Below are 18,217 nucleotides of genomic sequence, written 5' to 3'. Positions count from 1 at the left end.
GTGACGATTCTGGAGAGCATCCGGGGACCACGCGACCTGAAGGCGCTGTCGCAGGAAGAACTGGACCAACTGTCCGGCGAGGTACGCGAGTTCCTGGTGGAGGCGGTGTCGAGGACCGGGGGGCACCTCGGCCCCAACCTGGGCGTGGTGGAACTGACCATCGCCTTGCACCGGGTCTTCGAGTCACCGGTCGACCGCATCGTGTGGGACACCGGGCACCAGAGCTATGTGCACAAGCTGCTGACGGGCCGTCAGGACTTCTCCAAGCTGCGCGGCAAGGGCGGCCTGTCCGGCTATCCCTCGCGCGAGGAGTCCGAGCACGACATCGTGGAGAACAGCCACGCCTCCACCTCCCTCGGCTGGGCCGACGGCCTCGCCAAGGCGCACCAGGTGCTGGGGGAGCGCGGGCACGTCGTCGCGGTCATCGGGGACGGCGCGCTCACCGGCGGCATGGCCTGGGAGGCGCTGAACAACATCGCGGCCGCCAAGGACCGCCCGCTGATCATCGTCGTCAACGACAACGAGCGCTCCTACGCGCCCACCATCGGCGGCCTCGCCAACCACCTCGCCACGCTGCGCACCACCGACGGCTACGAGCAGGTCCTCGCCTGGGGCAAGGAGGCGCTCCAGCGCACCCCGGTCGTCGGCGGCCTGCTCTACGAAGCCGCGCACGGCGCCAAGAAGGGGTTCAAGGACGCCTTCGCCCCGCAGGGCATGTTCGAGGATCTCGGGCTGAAGTACGTGGGCCCCATCGACGGGCACGACATCGGCGCCGTCGAGTCCGCGCTGCGCCGGGCCAAGCGGTTCCACGGGCCGGTGCTGGTGCACTGCCTCACCGAGAAGGGACGCGGCTATCCGCCCGCCCTCGCCCACGAGGAGGACCACTTCCACACCGTGGGGGTGATGGACCCGCTGACCTGCGCCCCGCTCACCCCCTCCGGCGGGCCCACGTGGACCACGGTGTTCGGCGAGGAGATCGTCCGGATCGGGGAGGAACGCGAGGACATCGTCGCCATCACGGCGGCCATGCTGCACCCGGTCGGCCTCGGCCCGTTCGCCAAGCGGTTCCCGGACCGGGTCTGGGACGTCGGCATCGCCGAGCAGCACGCGGCCGTCTCCGCGGCGGGCCTGGCCACCGGGGGAGCGCACCCGGTCGTCGCCGTCTACGCGACCTTCCTCAACCGCGCCTTCGACCAACTGCTGATGGATGTCGCCCTGCACCGCTGCGGAGTGACCTTCGTGCTCGACCGCGCCGGGGTCACCGGAGTCGACGGTGCCTCCCACAACGGCATGTGGGACATGTCGATCCTCCAGGTCGTCCCCGGCCTCAGGATCGCCGCCCCGCGCGACGCCGCCCAGCTCCGGGCCCAGCTGCGCGAGGCGGTCGCGGTGGACGACGCCCCGACCCTGGTCCGCTTCCCCAAGGAGTCCGTCGGCCCCGAGGTCCCGGCCCTGGGTCACATCGGCGGCATGGACGTCCTCCACCGGGACGACGAGCCCGACGTGCTCCTCGTCTCCGTCGGCGTGATGGCACCCGTCTGCCTCCAGGTGGCCTCGCTGCTCGGCGCACGCGGGATCAACTGCACGGTGGTCGACCCGCGTTGGGTGAAGCCCGTCGACTCCGCTCTGCCCGAACTCGCCGCCGCACACCGGCTGGTGGCCGTGGTCGAGGACAACAGCCGCGCAGGGGGCGTCGGTTCGGCCGTGGCGCTGGCCCTCGGGGACGCCGACGTGGACGTGCCCGTACGGCGGTTCGGCATCCCGGACCAGTTCCTCGCCCACGCCAAGCGCGGTGAGGTGCTGGCCGACATCGGTCTCACCCCGGTGGAGATCGCCGGGCGGATCAGCGCCGGCCTCGCCGTCAAGGACGTCGGCGCACGGCAGAACCAGGAGAGCTGAATGAGCACGGAGTTCGACCTCGAAGCCCTCCTCGCCGCGCGCGGAGCCGAGCGCTACGACCTGCACACGCGCCATCTCAACCCCCAACTCCCGCGCATGCTGCACACCATCGGCTTCGACAAGGTCTACGAACGCGCCGAGGGCGCCCACTTCTGGGACGCCGAGGGACACGACTACCTCGACATGCTCGCCGGGTTCGGCGTGATGGGCCTCGGCCGCCACCACCCGGTCGTCCGCAAGGCCCTGCACGACGTGCTCGACCTGAACCTCGCCGACCTCACCCGCTTCGACTGCCAGCCGCTGCCCGGCCTGCTCGCCGAACGCCTCCTCGCCCACAGCCCGCACCTGGACCGGGTGTTCTTCGGCAACAGCGGCACCGAGGCCGTCGAGACCGCGCTGAAGTTCGCCCGCTTCGCCACCGGCCGCCCCCGCGTCCTCTACTGCGACCACGCCTTCCACGGCCTCACCACCGGCTCGCTGTCGGTCAACGGGGAGAACGGCTTCCGCGACGGCTTCGCCCCGCTGCTCCCCGACACCGCCGTACCCCTCGGTGATCTCGGCGCGCTGGAAAGGGAGTTGAAGAAGGGTGACGTCGCCGCCCTCATCGTCGAGCCGATCCAGGGCAAGGGCGTGCACGAGAGCCCTCCTGGATATCTCCGCGCCGCGCAGGAGCTGTTGCACCGGCACAAGGCGCTGCTCATCGCCGACGAGGTGCAGACCGGCCTCGGCCGCACCGGGGACTTCTACGCCTACCAGCACGAGGACGGCGTCGAACCCGACCTGGTGTGCGTCGCCAAGTCGCTCTCCGGCGGCTATGTCCCGGTCAGCGCCACGCTCGGCAAGGACTGGATCTTCAAGAAGGTCTACTCGTCCATGGACCGGGTCCTGGTGCACTCCGCGAGCTTCGGCTCCAACGCCCAGGCCATGGCCGCCGGGCTCGCGGTGCTCTCCGTCATGGAGGACGAGCAGATCGTCGCCCGCGCCCGGACCATGGGCGAGCTGCTGAAGTCCCGGCTGGCCGCGCTCATCGGGAAGTACGAGCTGCTGGCCGACGTGCGCGGGCGGGGGTTGATGATCGGCATCGAGTTCGGCCGCCCCGACTCGCTGAAGCTGCGCGGCCGTTGGACCATGCTCCAGGCGGCACGCAAGGGGCTGTTCGCGCAGATGGTCGTCGTACCGCTGCTCCAGCGGCACCGGATTCTCACCCAGGTCTCCGGGGACCACCTGGAGGTGATCAAGCTGATCCCGCCGCTCGTGATCGACGAGGCGGACGTGGAACGGTTCGTGGACGCCTTCACCGCCGTGATGGACGACGCGCACAGCGGCGGCGGGCTGATGTGGGACTTCGGCCGGACCCTGATCAAGCAGGCGGTCGCCGGGCGCTGACCGGCTTTTTTGCCTCTGAGGCAAGAAAATTGCCCGGCAGGCAAAACTCGGGCTGAATGGAGGCATGAACGCCTCCGAAGCGGCCGCCTCGGCGGGTCAGGGCGACGACCTGCCCGCCGTGGCACCGCAGTTGCGCGCCCTGCGCCGCCGGGCCGGTCTCACCCTGGAGGCCGCGGCCGGGGCCGCCGGGCTCTCCCCGGCGCACCTCTCCCGGCTGGAGACCGGCCACCGCCAGCCCTCGCTGCCGATGCTCCTGGCCCTCGCCCGCATCTACGGTACGACGGTCTCCGACCTGCTCGGTGAGACGGCCGCCGACCGGGACGCCATCGTCCGCGCCGCCGACATGGAACCCACCCGCGCCGCGGGCTGGACCTACTTCCAGGCCGGGGCCCCCGGCCGCGGCATGCAGGCCCTGCGCGTCCGGGTGCCGTACCGCCCCCAGGGCGACATCGTGCGCGTCCACCCCGGCGAGGAATGGCTGTACGTCCTCACCGGCCGCCTGCGGCTGCGCCTCGGGGACAGCTCGCATCTGCTCGCGCCCGGGGACAGCGCCCACTTCGACTCGCTCACCCCGCACCGCCTCAACGCCGACGACCACGACGGCGTGGAGCTGCTGTTCGTCCACACCCTGCTGCAGAGCCCCACGGCCACGCTGTGCCTGGGCCATCCCACCGGAGAGTCGTCATGAGTGACATCGAGGACAAGCTGCCGCCCGCCCTGTGGGTCCGGGTGATCATCTACGTCGTTCTCGGCCACCTTCTGGCCGCCTTCCTCTACCTGCTGTTCACGCTCGGCGCCAAGAGCTGAGGGGCGGCGGCCGGGGCGCCGGTCAGTCGACCAGCCGCTCGCGCAGCCGCTCCCGCGCGGAGTCCGAGAGCTTCAGCCCCCGCTCCAGGTACGCGTCCACGTCGCCCCAGGTGTCCTCGATGCTGTCGAAGGCCGCCGCGAGGTACTCGGCGCGGGCGTCGAAGAGCGGGCTGAGCAGCTCCATCACCTCGGGCGTGTACGCGCTCGTCTGGTCACCGTTGCGCCGGACCTTGTAGCGGCGGTGCTTGGCGTTGGACTCCAGATAGTCGGCGGTGATCGCGTCCCGCTCCACACCCACCGCGAGCAGCGTCACCGCGACCGAGATGCCCGCCCGGTCCTTCCCGGCCGCGCAGTGCATCAGCGCGGGCACACTGTCCTCGGCCAGCGCGTGCAGCACCCGGGAGTGCTCGGCGGTGCGCTCGGTGACGATCTTCCGGTACGAGGCGATCATGCGGCCCGCGCCCTTGCCGTCCGACAGGATGTCCCGCAGCTGGTCGAGGTCGCCGTCGCGGACCATCCGCCAGAACTCGGCGCCGTCCGCCGGGTCGCTCAGCGGGACGTTCACGTTCCGCACGCCCGGCAGCTCGACGTCGGGGCCCTCCAGCCGCTGGTCGGCCGTGTTGCGGAAGTCGAAGACCGTGTGCAGGCCGAGGGAGGAGAGATAGGCCGCGTCCTCCTCGGTCGCGTGCGCGAGATGCCCGCTGCGGAACAGCACCCCGTGCCGCACCCGGCGTCCGTCCACCGTCGGCAGGCCGCCCACGTCACGGAAGTTGCGGACTGCGGCCAGCTCGGGCTCGGTCGACGGGACCTGCTGCGTCACGGGTGCTCCCTGAAGGCTCCGCCCCGCCGCGCGGCTCGTCGACGGGCGCACAGCCGACGATACGACATCGGATTTCCCCGGCCCCGACCCCATGATCGCCCGTTCAACATGGCGGCCGGGAGCGCTATTCCTCGATTGGCAAATTCTTTAAGCGTGGCTTATCTCACCGTTCGTCAACCCCTGCTTACGGTCGCGTAGGTCACATCCGAAGGTGAATCATGGTCCGACGTGGCAGACGATGCGGAGAATGACAACAGGACAGTGATCGGGTCGTACGTGGCGGTGGGGGACAGCTTCACCGAAGGCGTCGGCGACCCCGGCCCCGACGGGGCGTTCGTCGGCTGGGCCGACCGGCTGGCGGTACTCCTCGCCGACCGGCGCCCCGAAGGCGACTTCATGTACACGAACCTGGCCGTGCGCGGGAAACTGCTCGACCAGATCGCGTCGGACCAGGTACCCGAGGCGGCACGGCTCGCCCCGGACCTCGTCTCCATCTGTGCGGGGGGCAACGACATCATCCGCCCCGGCACCGACCCGGACGAGGCGGCCGAGCGCTTCGAGCGCGCCGTCGCCCAGCTCGCGGCGGGCGCGGGCACCGTGCTGGTCGCGACCGGCTTCGACACCCGCGGCGTCCCGCTGCTCAAGCATCTGCGCGGCAAGATCGCCACGTACAACGGTCATGTACGGGCCATCGCCGACCGGTACGACTGCCCGGTGCTGGACCTGTGGTCCCTGAAGTCCGTCCAGGACCGCCGGGCCTGGGACGGCGACCGGCTGCACCTCTCGCCCGAGGGCCACACCCGGGTGGCGCTGCGCGCCGGGCAGGCGCTCGGCCTCCCCATCCCGGCCGACCCCGAGCAGGCGTGGCCGGTACTGCCGCCGCGCGGCACGCTGGAGATCCGGCGCGACGACGTGCACTGGGCGCGTCAGCACCTCGTGCCGTGGATCGGGCGCCGCCTGCGCGGGGAGTCCTCCGGGGACCACGTCGTCGCGAAGGGCCTGCTGTCGCCGAGCGACATCAGGATGCGGATCGCGCCGGTGGCGTGAGGCCGTTCGCCGCTGCCCCCGCGCGTCCGGTGCTCGCGGGGGCAGCGGTCCCGGCACGTCCTGTACGCGCGGGGGTGGTCGTCCCGGCACGCTTTCGTCGTGTGTCCGTCGTCCGGGCGCAACGGAGTCGACCGCTCGCGGTGGGTCAGATCCGGAACACTGTTCGGGAACAGTGAGGGCCGTGAGCGCGTTGGGACGGGTGGCCGGGTCACCCGGCCCACGGCGGCTCCGGGCCGCCACCGCCGCCGTCGACGAGGGAGCCCTCAGTGACTCCACCTGGAGGTACCGTGTCCGGTCTGCGTTCCCTGAGCTCCGGGCTCCGCGCGCTACAGCCCGAAGCCTTCGGCGTGGAACCGCGCGGTGAGCGCCTCGCGCGCATCCACCGCTCCCCGCACTTCAAGGACGGCGTCTTCCAGAACCCCGGCGGCACGGCCAGCACCCGGCCCTCCGGCTCCGCGCTGGACCTCGCCAAGGCGTTCTTCGACAAGGACACGCGTCCGGTCCGCGCGCCGCACGGCACCATCCCGGTCCACCCGACCACCGTGGCCGACCTGGCCAAGCCGCCGGTCTCCGGCCTGCGCGTGACCTGGCTGGGCCATTCCAGCGTGCTGGTGGAGATCGACGGGCACCGGGTGCTGTTCGACCCGGTCTGGGGCGAGCGCTGTTCGCCGTTCCCCTTCGCCGGGCCCAAGCGACTGCACCCCGCCCCGCTGCCGCTGGCCGCGCTCGGCCCGGTCGACGTGGTGGTCATCTCCCACGACCACTACGACCACCTCGACCTGCCCACCATCAAGGCACTGGCCGGGACCGACACCCTGTTCGCCGTCCCGCTGGGCGTGGGCGCGCACCTCGAACACTGGGGGGTGTCCCCGGACCGGCTGCGCGAGCTGGACTGGCACGAGTCCACCGAGGTCGGCGGCGTCACCCTCACCGCGACCCCGGCCCGCCACTTCTGCGGCCGCGGCCTGCGCAACACCCAGCACACCCTGTGGGCCTCCTGGGTCGTCGCGGGCGAGAGTCACCGCGTCTACCACAGCGGCGACACCGGCTACTTCGACGGCTTCAAGGACATCGGCGCGGCCCACGGCCCGTTCGACATCACGATGATCCAGATCGGCGCGTACAGCCCGTACTGGCCCGACATCCACATGACCCCCGAGGAAGGCGTCCGCGCCCACCTCGACCTCCAGTCCGGCACCCCCCACGGCGTCCTCCTCCCCATCCACTGGGGCACCTTCAACCTGGCGATGCACGCGTGGGCGGAGCCGGGGGAGTGGACGCGGGACGCGGGTGAGGCGGCCGGGCAGGCCGTGGCCTCCCCCCGGCCCGGCGAGCCCTTCGAGCCGGGCGGGCGACTACCCACGGACCCGTGGTGGCGGTCGGTGTCCGGCCCGATCGCCCACCCGTGGCGCGGGCCGCGCCCGGCGGTGTCGGCCGCGGCGGGGGAGCGGAGCGGGGATCTCGACTTCGCGGGTGACGTCTGACATCGAGCGAGGGTGAGATCGGCCCGATCGTGGAGATGTTGAGCCGGTGTTCCGGTCCTGAGTATGACCGCGTGATCCGTGCTTTGGATGGGCCGCCTGGCAAGGAACCTTCGGATCCCCCTCGACAGTTCAGGCCCCTGCCTACGTTGGATGGCTCGGTGCGGGTTGCGGTCCGAACGCACGTCGTCCCGCGGGGGTGATGATCAGTCGGTAACGCCTCGGGGAACGTGAGTCCCGCGCTGGGTGATGATGTGCTCCACTCCGCCGACATTTTTCCAATGACATCGCATGTATGAGTGTGTTGCTGTTCTAGAGCCAGCAGCTAAGGGCATCTAACCTGCGCTTTTATAGTTTCCGATGAACCTGTTCAACGCGCTTTCGAGGCTGGGACGGCACAACGTGTGGAGTGCGTTGCGCTCCTTAATCTGCGCAGTGCAGCGGCGTTGGTGGGGTCTGCCGCACGAATGGGTGACCTGTCACCCAGACCTGCAGCAGACCCTCGTCTACGGCTGGCCGGGCCCGAAGCGGGGGACTAGGTTGTGCGGGAGACTGGCGGCGCGTGGGGGCGATGTGGAAGAGCGGGATTTTAACGAGGCCGTTGCCCGGCTGATCCGGGAGGCGCGGATGCGTGCCGGGGTAACGCAGGAGTATGTAGGGCGACGGGCAGGGCTGACGCGCGGTTCGATCACGAACATTGAGTCCGGGACCCAGACCCCGCCTCTTTACCGGCTTGCCCTGATCGCCGCAGCGGTCAATGCGGAACCTGCCGACCTGCTTCCCTCGCTTCATCTCGATGAAGCGTCCGGCCTATCCACACGTCATGCCGCCGATGTGGCCGCGGTGTGGGCGCAGGCATCGAAGAGGAGGGGTGCCGGTGGCGAAGGCTGACCTGGCGGCCCGCAGGCTGCTGCGAGAATTCCGGATCGACGCCCCGCCGGTCGACCCCTTTGCCCTGGCCGAACACCTCGGCGTCCTGGTTGTCCCGCAGCGCATGGACGACGACGTCTCCGGCATGCTCCTGCGCAAAGAGGGAGACTGCGTCATCGGCGTCAATCAGGCGCACTCCGTCGAACGGCGGCGTTTCACAGTGGCACACGAACTGGGACACCTGCGCCTGCACGAAGGACGCCCGCTGATCCTAGACACGGACGCGCGCGTGAACTACCGCAACGCGGTCTCGAGCATGGCCACGGACCGCGAGGAGATCGACGCCAACCGATTCGCTGCGGCGCTGCTGGCCCCGGAGGGTATGGTCCGTCGGGCGGCACAGCACATCAGCTTCAGCACGACGAATGACCTCGTGCGGGTCCTGGCCAAGCGTTTCCAGTTGAGCGAGATGGCCATGACCTACCGCCTGATGAATCTCGGCATCGTCTCCGGACCTGCTCACTGACACCATCCCGGCCAGGCCGCCGGCCCGCCCCGCGCCGCCCGATGCGCGTTCCAGGCGCCGCCCTGCCGCGCCCGTTTTGGAGCCGTGTCCCTCTCGCTGCTCCCGCTCCGGCTGCGCGAAGGGAGGGGGCAGGAGCTGAAGCAGCCCCTGTCTGACCCGCGCTGAAGAGACGTCAGCCTGACTGTCCTTCGAAATTTGTCTTGCATGAGTGTCGCTGTGTGTGGTGCACTTGTTACCGCAGAGAGTGACCGGTCTCTGTGTGTAACGGGTGACCCCTGCTCGGCGTGAGGCCGACGGGACAGTCCACCGCGGGCGATACCGCGTACACGTGCCTGGCCAGGATGGCCAGCATCGTCGACCGGACCGCACCGGCTACCTTTGATGGCCAGCTGTCACCCAAGGCCATCCGTTGATGCCACGCATCAGCCGACCCTCTGCCCAGTGCCATGGCCGGCCCCCTCCGCGAGCCCCACACCAGGTCCCTCGCGCACGCACACCCGTGTTCGTTTCCGTGCGCCCGCCATACGGGCAAGAGCCACGTGCCTTCCCGGTCTCTTCCTTGCCCTACGCCGTCACGTCTCCCGTCGGCATGCCCCGCATCCCTCCCGTCACCCTGAGCCGCCAACCGGCTCATCGCAGAAAGGAAACCGCACCATGCAGTGCCGCAAGAACTTCGACACCTTCCTCAAGAACACCGTGAACCTCAGCCAGGCCAAGCTCACCCTGCTCGATGTCCGCGTCGAGGCCATCTACAAGGCACTCAAGGACGATCCGGAACTCGGTCCGCTCATCCGCGGTAAGAAGCCCCAGGGCTCCTGGGCGCAGCGAACCATCATCAACCCTGTCGGCGACAGCGAGTTCGACGCCGACTTCATGCTCCACCTCGCCGAGAACACCGAGTGGGCCGACAGCCCCAAGACCTACATCGACAAGGTCTACGCCGCACTCCACCGCCACAGTATCTACGGCACCATGCCCCACACCCGCAAGTGCCGTTGCGTGCAGCTCAGCTACGCCAACTCCATGCACGTCGACATCGTCCCCTACCTTCAGCTGGCCGACGGCCGCGAGGTGATCGTCAACCGTGACGCCAACACCTGGGAGCAGACCAACCCGGCCGGCTTCACCGCCTGGATGCAGAAGAAGGACGGCATCGCCAACAACAACCTGCGCAAGGTCATCCGCCTGATGAAGTACCTGCGCAACCACCGCGGCTCCTTCACCGGTACCCGCTCCATCATCCTCACCACCCTGCTCGGCGAGCGCGTCGAGGAGATCAAGAAGCTCACGGACCCCGGCTGCTACAGCGACGTGCCCACTACCTTGCTCACCATCGTCGAGGACCTCGACCGATGGCTGCAGGAGCGCTCCTACAAGCCCTCCATCTCCGACCCCTCCGGATCGGGCGTCACCTTCGATCACCGCTGGGACCAGACGACCTACAGCTACTTCCGGGCCCGCATCCACACGCACGCCCGCCAGATCCGCGAAGCCTACGACGCGCCCGACTACGCCCGCAGCGTGCGGCTGTGGCGCAACCTGTTCGGCGACGCCTTCCCCGACCAGTCGCGTGCCACCGCCTCTCTCACCCCGACGGCGGCGGAGTTCGCCACCCCGCTGCTGGTCACCACGACCTCCCGCACCGGACGGGCCGGATGAGCAAACACAAACAGCCCACGGCCCGCCCCAACCTCTCCCAGCGCCGCCTCCTGGAGGAACTCACCGCGCTGGCAACCGCACACGAGCCGGACCTGCGCATCACCGGCCGAGCCCGCACCGACACCGACGGCCTGGTCACCGTCCCCATCAGCGTCCGCACCGGCAACATGCCGCATACTCCAGGAGGACTGCAACTCAAGGAGAGTGAGGACTTCCTCCTTACTCTGCCCGCCACCCCGATGACTCCGCCCCAGGTGCACACCCCCCACATCCGGTTCGCCGGCACCCCGCACGTCCTGCAGGGCAACCGGCTGTGCCTCTACCTCGACCCGGCCCGCGAATGGGACCCTGCCGCCGGAATTACCCCCGTCATCAACCGCCTGTGGCAGTGGCTCACCGAGGCAGCGGTCGGCACCTTCGACGCTGCCACCGCCCTATACCACCCCGTCGGCGGAGTCCTGCACCACACCCCGGGCACTCCCACCGTCGTCGTACGAGAACCCCTCTCCTACCGGCCGGCCACAGTCTGGCTCACACAGCGCACCACCGACCGGCTAGACCTGACCAGCGCCCCCGCAGACTCTCACAGCCACCGCACCCCGATCCTGCCAGTGGACACGTTGCCCCTGGGTGCGGGCAGCACTCTGGCCGAGCTCCTCACCCTCACCCGCTCCACCGTTACCGACAACCCGCTATCGGCCGATGCCGCATCCCCGGCACTGCTGACCGCACTCGCCGCCAGCGCCCTGCGCAACTCCGAAGGCACCACCCAGCACTTCATCCTGGCCGTCCGGCACCCCACCGCACCCGCAGCACCCCCCTTTCTCCTCGCTGGCCGCCTGCAACCCCAGGCCAGCGACATGCTGCGCCGCCTAGCACAACAAGCGACCCCCAGCCGTATCGGCAGCCTGCCTGACGACCTGGCCCACGCCTCCATCGAATGGTGCTACCTCTCCGACGAACGCCTCGAAGTAACCACCCGCCGTGACACTCTCCGCCCCGTCCGCGCCTTCCAGGACTGCCACGTCCACATCTGGGGCTGTGGAGGCATCGGCTCCTGGGCAGCCGAGATGGTGGCCCGGGCCGGTGCCTCACATCTCAGCCTCAGCGACCCCGGCCGTGTCACCGGCGGCCTGCTGGTGCGTCAGAACTACACCGAACAGCACATCGGCATGACCAAGGCGACAGCTCTGGCCTCACACCTGCGCACCATCCGCGACGGCCACCCCGCCCCCCGACCCCGCCCTCCTGACCGCAGCGGACCAAGCCGACCTCATCATCGACGCCACCGTCAGCATCACCGCCGGACGCTTCCTCGACCTTCTCGCCCAGCAGTCCCACCGCAAAGCCGTCCTGGCCCAGCTCGCCACGGACAGCCTCACCGCCAGCTTGGGAATCCTCACCATTGCCGCCCCCGGCACTTACACCCCTCTGTCCACCATCGATCACACCGCCGGCGGCCACGTCCTTAACGACCCGAACCTCGAGGCGTACCACGCACTGTGGGCCGAACCTGCCCCGGGCGACGAACTGCGCCCCACAAGAGGCTGCTCCACTCCCACATTCCACGGCTCCGCCGCCGACCTGATGGCAACCACCGCCACCCTGATCACCCTGCTGGGCACCCAGATGCGCCACCCGGTATCCGGGACCCACCTGTGCGCCCAGCCCTACACCGGGACAGCCCCAGCACATCGCTTCATCCCCCACACAACCGTGTAAGAGGCAGTCCCCGTGTCGCTGGACCGGCGGCCCAGCATCCGCGGCAGGGCCGCCAGCCCCTAAAGGCTGCCGGGCCTCTGCAACAGGCCGCGTGGACCCCAGCCGCACCCCCAGCAGGACCCCATACAAGCCCGCCGCGGCCACATACCTCCAACCCCCGGTGAGAAGGCGCCGTTGGGCCGCTGCCCCCGGATCAGCCGGGAACCTGCCCCACCTCCAAGGTGGGCACGTAGCTGCGTGCCAGGCGCTCGTAGATCACCAGCTGCGGGTGCACCTGCGGATGGTGAGTACGGCCCAGGGCGATAGCCGCGGAGAGGGGAACGGCAGGCAGGACATGCAGGCGGCGCAGCGACTTCGCTTCACTTTCCAGCCGGGCGAGAAGCATCCGCAGTGTTTCCTCCAGCTGCCGCAGTGACGCCCGGCACCGCAGTATGTCTGGACCGGTCTGCGCACCCACGGGGCTGACCTCGTAGCGGCGCAGCGCCGAAAGCTCCCGCGGAATCTCCGAAGGGGCGATGACCCCCGAGACATTCACCACGACGACAGCATTATCCCCGTCCTGCCCGGCCTGAACCGGATGCGCGGCAAAGTCGGTGACCGGGCCGCTCTCGGCGGGCCACACCCAGGACTGCTCGTGCCGGTGACGCTGGTAGATGTCCGTGGGCACGGTGTCGTCCAAGAGAGACCCCAAGTAGATCAGCAACGGCAGACGCGCGAACCCGAACACGCTCACGTGCTGCACGGATTCCCGCTCTATCCCCGGCCGCAGCCGATTGCGAACCACCTCATCGATGACCTTGGTTGCCTGCCGGTAGTAGTGACGGCTGGCCTCGGCGGCAGACTCCGCGTCGCAGGCAGCGGCTGCCTGCTCGCCGGGAGTGTGCCGCAGATCGATCTCCACACCGTGCCGGGTATAGGACTCCAAGTACAAAGGAAACCGGCGGCCCGCCGTCACAGCGTCCGCAGCGGTCTCCCGTGACAGCTCCACCGCATTTCCGTGCACCGACCCCACCATCCGCACCACTGTGGTGGCCCTCTCCGGCCCCAGCGCGGTCAGGTGCCTGACCCGGTCCTCGTGCTCCTGCTTCACACGGCGCAACCACTCGACGGTGAAAACGTCCAGCGCAGCCTTCGCATCGATCTCCATGTGCTGCTGGGCACACAGCAGCATCAGATTGTCCGCCTCGTCCCGCAGTGACTTCTCCAACGGATCCCCGCCGCGCGGCGAGCGTGGATCAGTGCTCTGCCCGACGATGTGCGCGACTTCCCCCAAAGGCAACGTTCGTCCCGACATCGCCCCCTCCAGCAGATACGCGTTGCACAGCATGCACCTGCCTCCACTGCGCACCCACACGGCGAGAACCGCCTTGGATGAAAGACGGCTCCGCTTCCCTCCGCCCCCGCTTGTCAACACCGCCTCCGTACCTCCCTGTCAGACCAGACGCTAGACGACACCCCACCTAAGACGTCGCCTAATGGCTTGATCACTCGTTGAGTTATGCATGACTGATCTGGTGGAGCGGTTGGTGCCGGACGAGCTGTTGACGTATTTCCGGCGGGTGGTCCCGTCGATGGTGGTAGCGCCGGGAGACGGCGGGCTGGTGAGCGTGAAGGCCCGGCAGCGATCATCTTTGTGGCCACCTCGGGCTGTACCTGGCGGCAGCTGCCGCCGATGTTCGGGCCGGCCTGGCCCACCGCCCACCGGCGCTTCGCCCAGGGGAGCCGGAACCGTGTCTGGGATCGGCTCCGCCGCGTCACCCTGGACGAGCTCGGCGCTCGGGGCGAGCTGGACTGGTCGCGGTGTGCGATCGACTCGGTCAGTACTCTGAAGCCTGATAGAGCGTCATGTCGCCCAAGAACCACACGGACTATACGCCGCTGCCTGGAGCCTGGCCAGACATTCACATGTTGCCTGCCCAGGGGGTGCAGGCCCATCTTGACCTGCAGGGAGGCGGTCCGGGTGGGGTGTTGTTGCCGATCCACTGGGGAACCTTCAACCTGGCGCTGCACGCGTGGGCGGAGTCGGGGGAGTGGACGAAAAACACGGCCGAGCAGGTCGGCCAGGCGGTGGCGTTCCCGCGACCCGGCGAGCCGTTCGAGCCGACGGGGAGGCTGCCGGTCGAGCCGTGGTGGAGGGCGGTCTCCGGTCCGATCGCGCACCCCTGGCGACGTCCCCGGAGTGCTGAAGGTGTGGCCGAGACGAGCAAGAGGATCTCGACCTCGCGGGTGAGTGGTGACGTTGGTCGAGGACCAGATGGGGGAGATGGTGCGGACCTGGAGCGTCTCCCGGCTAAAGAGCAGGATCGTTTGCTGCGAGCCTTGGACGTAGCGCCCCGCGTGGAGCGTGAAGCCACCGCTCAGCGATTCAGTCCCTTGCCGTCCCTAGACGGCTCGTCTTGGGTTGCCGTCCGAACACGGATCCTGGGACGCTGAACTAGCAGGAGAGAGCCCAGGCCGGCTCCGCGCGGCGTATCCGTGGCGCGGTCGCGGTGTCTGCGTGCGCGCCGCGGGAGGCATGGACCGGCTGTCCGCCATGCCCACCCAAGCCATGGAGATCAGCAGAACGGAGCGGGCTCGTTCCTGCCAGCCGTCGTGCAGGATGCGGGCCGTGGCTGCCGTACTGCGGACCTCTCCGACCGCGACGACCAGGGCGTCCGCCTGGATTCGCAGGCCGACCGCTTCGCTCTCCCGCTTAGCCCGTCGCCGCGCCGAGGCGGTCAGCCACCAGGTGAGCACGGCACCCAACACCGTGCCACACAAGGTGCTCGCCGCGACTTTGATCAGTTCTGCTTCCACGACTCGAAGCATCCACATGCTCTCTGCCACCGGGCTGCTGCCGCTTCGCGGAAGAACCTGGATCGTCCCGTGGTGGTCATGGCCGCGCCGGCCCCGGGCACACGACTGCCCGGGGCCGGACGCCCCGGGGAGTCTCCGCCACAGCCGGTGGCAGGCCTGTCAGATCTCCTTGAACGTCCCGTTTATGCCGAGTTCTTCAAGGCGCTGCTGGATTTCCTCTGCCGCGCCAGCCTGCATCACCAACTGGAGGGTGCCCTGCAGGTAGCTGATCTGCCTTTCGTCCAGGGTCATGTAGAACGCCCGGAAGAGCGCGGCGAAGCCGTCGGCGCTGTCGGCGTTGGCCAGAAGGTTCTTGGTGAAGGAGAAGGCAATCTGCCGCTCCTTGATGGGTGCCGGCTTCGGTGATCTATCCGGCTCCTCACCGCCAGCCGGCTGCGGACTGGTCTCGGCCGCAGTACCCACCGGCCCCTCGGACGCGGGCGACGAGGCACCACCCGCGGTGTCGCCGACACCGCCTGCGCACGGGCCTTCGTGGGCCAGCTGGTCGCACGTGGAGCATGTTTTGACCTGCGGTTTGGCGAGGCGCAGGCCCGTGCTCGCGAGGTTGACCTGGCCGGGAGCAGTGACTGCCACCTCGATTCCGGTTCCGTCGACGATGCTCAGCAGCCCTTGGCCTGCGGCGTCGAAGATGGCCTGCTGAAGATCGCGGTCGCCGCCGTACAGTAGCGGCAGCCGGGGGGCACTGTAGAAGGCGGCCCGGATGTCGGAGAGGGTCTTGCCATAGTCGTTGTCGCGGAGGTTGTGCAGGAGGGCCTTGGCGCTGAACTGGCCGGTATCGAGCACCTTGTCCCGGTCGGCGAGACCCTTCCAGACGAGCAGGCCGTCGAGGGCCGTGATGTTGTCCTTGTCGAACGTGAGCTGGTCCAGGTACCGCTCTCGCTCTGGGTCCGGCTGGGCCAGGAAGGCGACATGCTGGTAAGCCCGCTTGATCTGCCTCTCCAGCTGGGTTTTGGCCTCGCTGAGTTCCTTCGCCCCGATGGTCTTGAGCTCGTCGTCGTTCTGGATCTCGGGCGCCTGCAGAGCCTTTTGCCTGGCCAGGTACTCCACCGCCAGATTGCGTGCCAGGGCTCGCTGCTGCGTGTTCACCACGGCGTAGACCGCGCTGCTGGCCCATTGCACGGGAAGCTGCTGAGAACCTTGCCCGAGTCCCATGGCGACGTTGAGCGCCTCGAGGGTCGGCTTTTCCATGCCGTTGCGCAGACTGAACTGCGCGGGGTCGAGCACGATGAGCCGGGTGGTGTGGGCGGTGTCCAGCCCGGCCGTGGCGAGGACGTCGGCGGCGCTGCGCTGGAGGTCCGCCGAGACGCACTTCACGTCGCGGAACGGTCCGCTGCTGGTCAGCCTTTTCGCGAAGTCGAAGATGACCTGGTCGCGCTCCGTCTCGGTGATGGTCCGCCGGATGTTCTTGACCAGCATGCGGTGGGTGAGCCTGGTGGACAGGAAGTAGCGGGCCGGCTTGTTGTTGCCCTGTCCAGGCGTGATGTCGAGTGCGCTCATCCCTCGGTTCGGGTTGACCAACTCGTCGACGACGCCGTCGGCGTCAGTGATCGTGTAGGTGGTCTCCGGGACGCTGGTGGCCGCTTTGACCTCGGGAGCGCTGGCCCCGCGGCCTCGTCCCGGCCGCAGGGTGCCGACGACGCTGGCCAGGAAGATGAAGGTGGCCGCTCGTTCGGTCGCGCGGGGGTTGTGCGAGGACCAGGTGCTCGACGGGCGTTCGAGGTCCTGGCGGCGCGCGGCCCCGGACGAGGCGTCGTGGTTGACGACTTCGATCTCGGCCAGGCTCCGGTAATTGGCGATGGTCCGGTCGTCCTCCACCAGACCGCTGCCCAGGAGCGCCTCTCGGACGGTGCTGTCCGACAGCGGCAGGTCTCCGGGGCCTATGAGGGCTGGCACCCACCCGCCGGCCTTGCCGCGCTGCTGGAGGGCGTAGACCGTGGCGGCGAAGATGCGGATCGTGGACCGTACCCGCTGGAATCCGGTGATCTTGCCCCATTCGTCCTGCGCCAGCTTGATGAGCATGGGGTGGAACGGGTAGCACGTCGCCATCTCGGTGCGCCAGTTACGACGCCAGGCGGCATTAATCGGGTCCCAGACCTGCTTTGCCCACGCCTTGTCCGTCAGCACTTTCTCGTGCAGTGCGGCAGTCGCAGCAAGGACCTCCCCGGCGGGCTCGGCGTCGAACAACCGTCGGCGGAGGATGTCGGCGAAGTCGCCCACGCCGGTCACAGTCGTCGGCAGGCCGTTGCGGTCGAGCTGGCTGTTCAAGTCATCACGGCGGTCCTGAGCAGCGGCGGATAGTGAGGTCTTGTCGACGTCGGGGGCGATCATTACGACCAGCATCGCGACGTGAGGGACATCGTTGACAACATCGAGCACTGCCCGCAGGAAAGCCATGTCCTGCGCCGCCAGGTCGGTCTTGTTTGCGCCGTCCAGTCCGTTGCCGATGTAGTCGAGCACTTCGTCGATGATGATCAGCACGGGTCGGTTCACCGCGCTGATGGCCTCAGCGATCTTGTGCTTGTCGCTCCAGAAGGGCCGGTAGCGTTCGTAGAGGGTGTAGTCCTTGGAGAACAGGCGCCACAGGAAACGTTCGTAGAGGGTGACGCCGGGGCCGTCGAGCTCCTGCACGCCAGCGCCCGGGGTCATGTTGTCGCAGGGCAGCACGACGACGTGCGGACGTCCGAGGTGGTCGGTCAGCGGGTGCCCGATCCTGGCTTGTGCCCGCTCAGCGACCTTCTGGCCGAGTTCGGTACCCAGCAGTGCCGCTGGATTGGCGGCCAGGTGGTAGGCGCCGATGCACGCGTGCGACTTACCGCCGCCCATGCCCTGGGCGAGCCGGGTTACCGCTCGGGCCTTCAAGTAGTCGTCACCGCCACCGATACGCACCGCGACCTCGGTGAGCAGGTCGATGAGCAGTTCGGTCGGGTGCGTGATGTCCCCGTAGTAGCCCGCGTCGGCGTAGGGAGGGCGATCGGCCCCGGTCGCATGAACGGCCCGAAACAGCGACATCTGTACGTCATCGATCTGCCCAGAGGCGTTGAGGATCTCCTGGCGGAGCTTGAGTGCCTTCCACCAAGGCGTCACGCTGGTCGTCACTGCTGCTCTCCTGGGCTGGTGGACACAAAGGTCGCGAGGGTGCTGCGG

General features: G+C 68.9%; 13 protein-coding genes and 2 pseudogenes. 12 read left to right on the top strand and 3 right to left on the bottom strand.

The window, feature by feature from the left end; genetic code table 11:
• From dxs to ACI2LY_RS05165, 4 genes are all read left to right on the top strand, one after another.
• Positions 1-1,899, top strand: coding sequence for a 1-deoxy-D-xylulose-5-phosphate synthase (gene dxs, locus ACI2LY_RS05180; RefSeq protein WP_404705939.1), 1,899 nt, complete (start codon positions 1-3; stop codon positions 1,897-1,899).
• Positions 1,900-3,285 carry an aspartate aminotransferase family protein gene (locus ACI2LY_RS05175; RefSeq protein ID WP_404705938.1) on the top strand — a complete coding sequence of 462 codons (1,386 nt, stop codon included), beginning with the start codon at positions 1,900-1,902 and terminating at the stop codon, positions 3,283-3,285. It begins immediately after the preceding gene.
• A 64-nt stretch (positions 3,286-3,349) separates the two neighbouring features.
• Positions 3,350-3,973: a helix-turn-helix domain-containing protein gene (locus ACI2LY_RS05170; protein WP_404705937.1), complete on the top strand. Its 624-nt coding sequence runs from the start codon at positions 3,350-3,352 to the stop codon at positions 3,971-3,973.
• The gene (locus ACI2LY_RS05165) at positions 3,970-4,092 is read left to right on the top strand and encodes a DUF6126 family protein (RefSeq protein WP_389001731.1); all 123 of its coding nucleotides are present in this window, start codon (positions 3,970-3,972) and stop codon (positions 4,090-4,092) included. Before ACI2LY_RS05170 ends, ACI2LY_RS05165 begins: the two co-directional genes overlap by 4 nt.
• A gap of 22 nt (positions 4,093-4,114) precedes the next feature.
• Here ACI2LY_RS05165 and ACI2LY_RS05160 read toward each other — a convergent pair whose 3' ends face one another.
• On the bottom strand, positions 4,115-4,912 hold the full coding sequence (locus ACI2LY_RS05160) for a tyrosine-protein phosphatase (protein ID WP_404705936.1): 798 nt from the start codon (positions 4,910-4,912) through the stop codon (positions 4,115-4,117).
• Positions 4,913-5,173: 261 nt separating this feature from the next.
• Between ACI2LY_RS05160 and ACI2LY_RS05155 the strand changes: the two genes are divergently transcribed.
• The 6 genes from ACI2LY_RS05155 to ACI2LY_RS05130 all read left to right on the top strand — a co-directional run bounded on the left by ACI2LY_RS05155 (position 5,174) and on the right by ACI2LY_RS05130 (position 11,967).
• The gene (locus tag ACI2LY_RS05155; protein WP_389003135.1) at positions 5,174-5,959 is read left to right on the top strand and encodes an SGNH/GDSL hydrolase family protein; all 786 of its coding nucleotides are present in this window, start codon (positions 5,174-5,176) and stop codon (positions 5,957-5,959) included.
• 287 nt (positions 5,960-6,246) lie between these two features.
• On the top strand, positions 6,247-7,443 hold the full coding sequence (locus ACI2LY_RS05150; protein ID WP_404705935.1) for an MBL fold metallo-hydrolase: 1,197 nt from the start codon (positions 6,247-6,249) through the stop codon (positions 7,441-7,443).
• A gap of 357 nt (positions 7,444-7,800) precedes the next feature.
• Complete coding sequence (locus tag ACI2LY_RS05145; RefSeq protein WP_404705934.1) at positions 7,801-8,331, top strand: helix-turn-helix domain-containing protein; 531 nt, start codon at positions 7,801-7,803, stop codon at positions 8,329-8,331.
• Positions 8,318-8,836 carry an ImmA/IrrE family metallo-endopeptidase gene (locus tag ACI2LY_RS05140; protein WP_404705933.1) on the top strand — a complete coding sequence of 173 codons (519 nt, stop codon included), beginning with the start codon at positions 8,318-8,320 and terminating at the stop codon, positions 8,834-8,836. The genes ACI2LY_RS05145 and ACI2LY_RS05140 overlap by 14 nt, the downstream gene beginning before the upstream one ends.
• 654 nt (positions 8,837-9,490) lie before the next feature.
• Complete coding sequence (locus ACI2LY_RS05135; RefSeq protein WP_404705932.1) at positions 9,491-10,495, top strand: cyclic GMP-AMP synthase DncV-like nucleotidyltransferase; 1,005 nt, start codon at positions 9,491-9,493, stop codon at positions 10,493-10,495.
• Positions 10,492-11,967 carry a ThiF family adenylyltransferase gene (locus ACI2LY_RS05130; RefSeq protein ID WP_404705931.1) on the top strand — a complete coding sequence of 492 codons (1,476 nt, stop codon included), beginning with the start codon at positions 10,492-10,494 and terminating at the stop codon, positions 11,965-11,967. The genes ACI2LY_RS05135 and ACI2LY_RS05130 overlap by 4 nt, the downstream gene beginning before the upstream one ends.
• A gap of 443 nt (positions 11,968-12,410) precedes the next feature.
• Here ACI2LY_RS05130 and ACI2LY_RS05125 read toward each other — a convergent pair whose 3' ends face one another.
• Complete coding sequence (locus tag ACI2LY_RS05125) at positions 12,411-13,544, bottom strand: SAVED domain-containing protein (RefSeq protein WP_404705930.1); 1,134 nt, start codon at positions 13,542-13,544, stop codon at positions 12,411-12,413.
• A 175-nt stretch (positions 13,545-13,719) separates the two neighbouring features.
• On the opposite strand from ACI2LY_RS05125, the pseudogene ACI2LY_RS05120 reads away from it, so the two are divergent.
• Positions 13,720-14,039 (top strand): annotated as a pseudogene (locus ACI2LY_RS05120) (transposase); the annotation flags it as partial.
• A 68-nt stretch (positions 14,040-14,107) separates the two neighbouring features.
• Positions 14,108-14,454 (top strand): annotated as a pseudogene (locus tag ACI2LY_RS05115) (MBL fold metallo-hydrolase); the annotation flags it as partial.
• Between the two features lie 718 nt (positions 14,455-15,172).
• Here the strand turns inward: ACI2LY_RS05115 and ACI2LY_RS05110 are convergent.
• Entirely contained in the window at positions 15,173-18,169 is a 2,997-nt protein-coding gene (locus ACI2LY_RS05110; RefSeq protein WP_404705929.1) for a DUF499 domain-containing protein, read from the bottom strand.
• Between the last annotated feature and the right edge of the window lie 48 nt (positions 18,170-18,217).

It is taken from the genome of Streptomyces sp. NPDC002176 (genome assembly GCF_044903645.1).
In the GTDB taxonomy this organism is placed as follows: Bacteria; Actinomycetota; Actinomycetes; order Streptomycetales; family Streptomycetaceae; genus Streptomyces.
The sequence above is the reverse complement of the archived record's forward strand: the minus strand, read 5'-3'. Positions and strand labels throughout refer to the sequence as shown.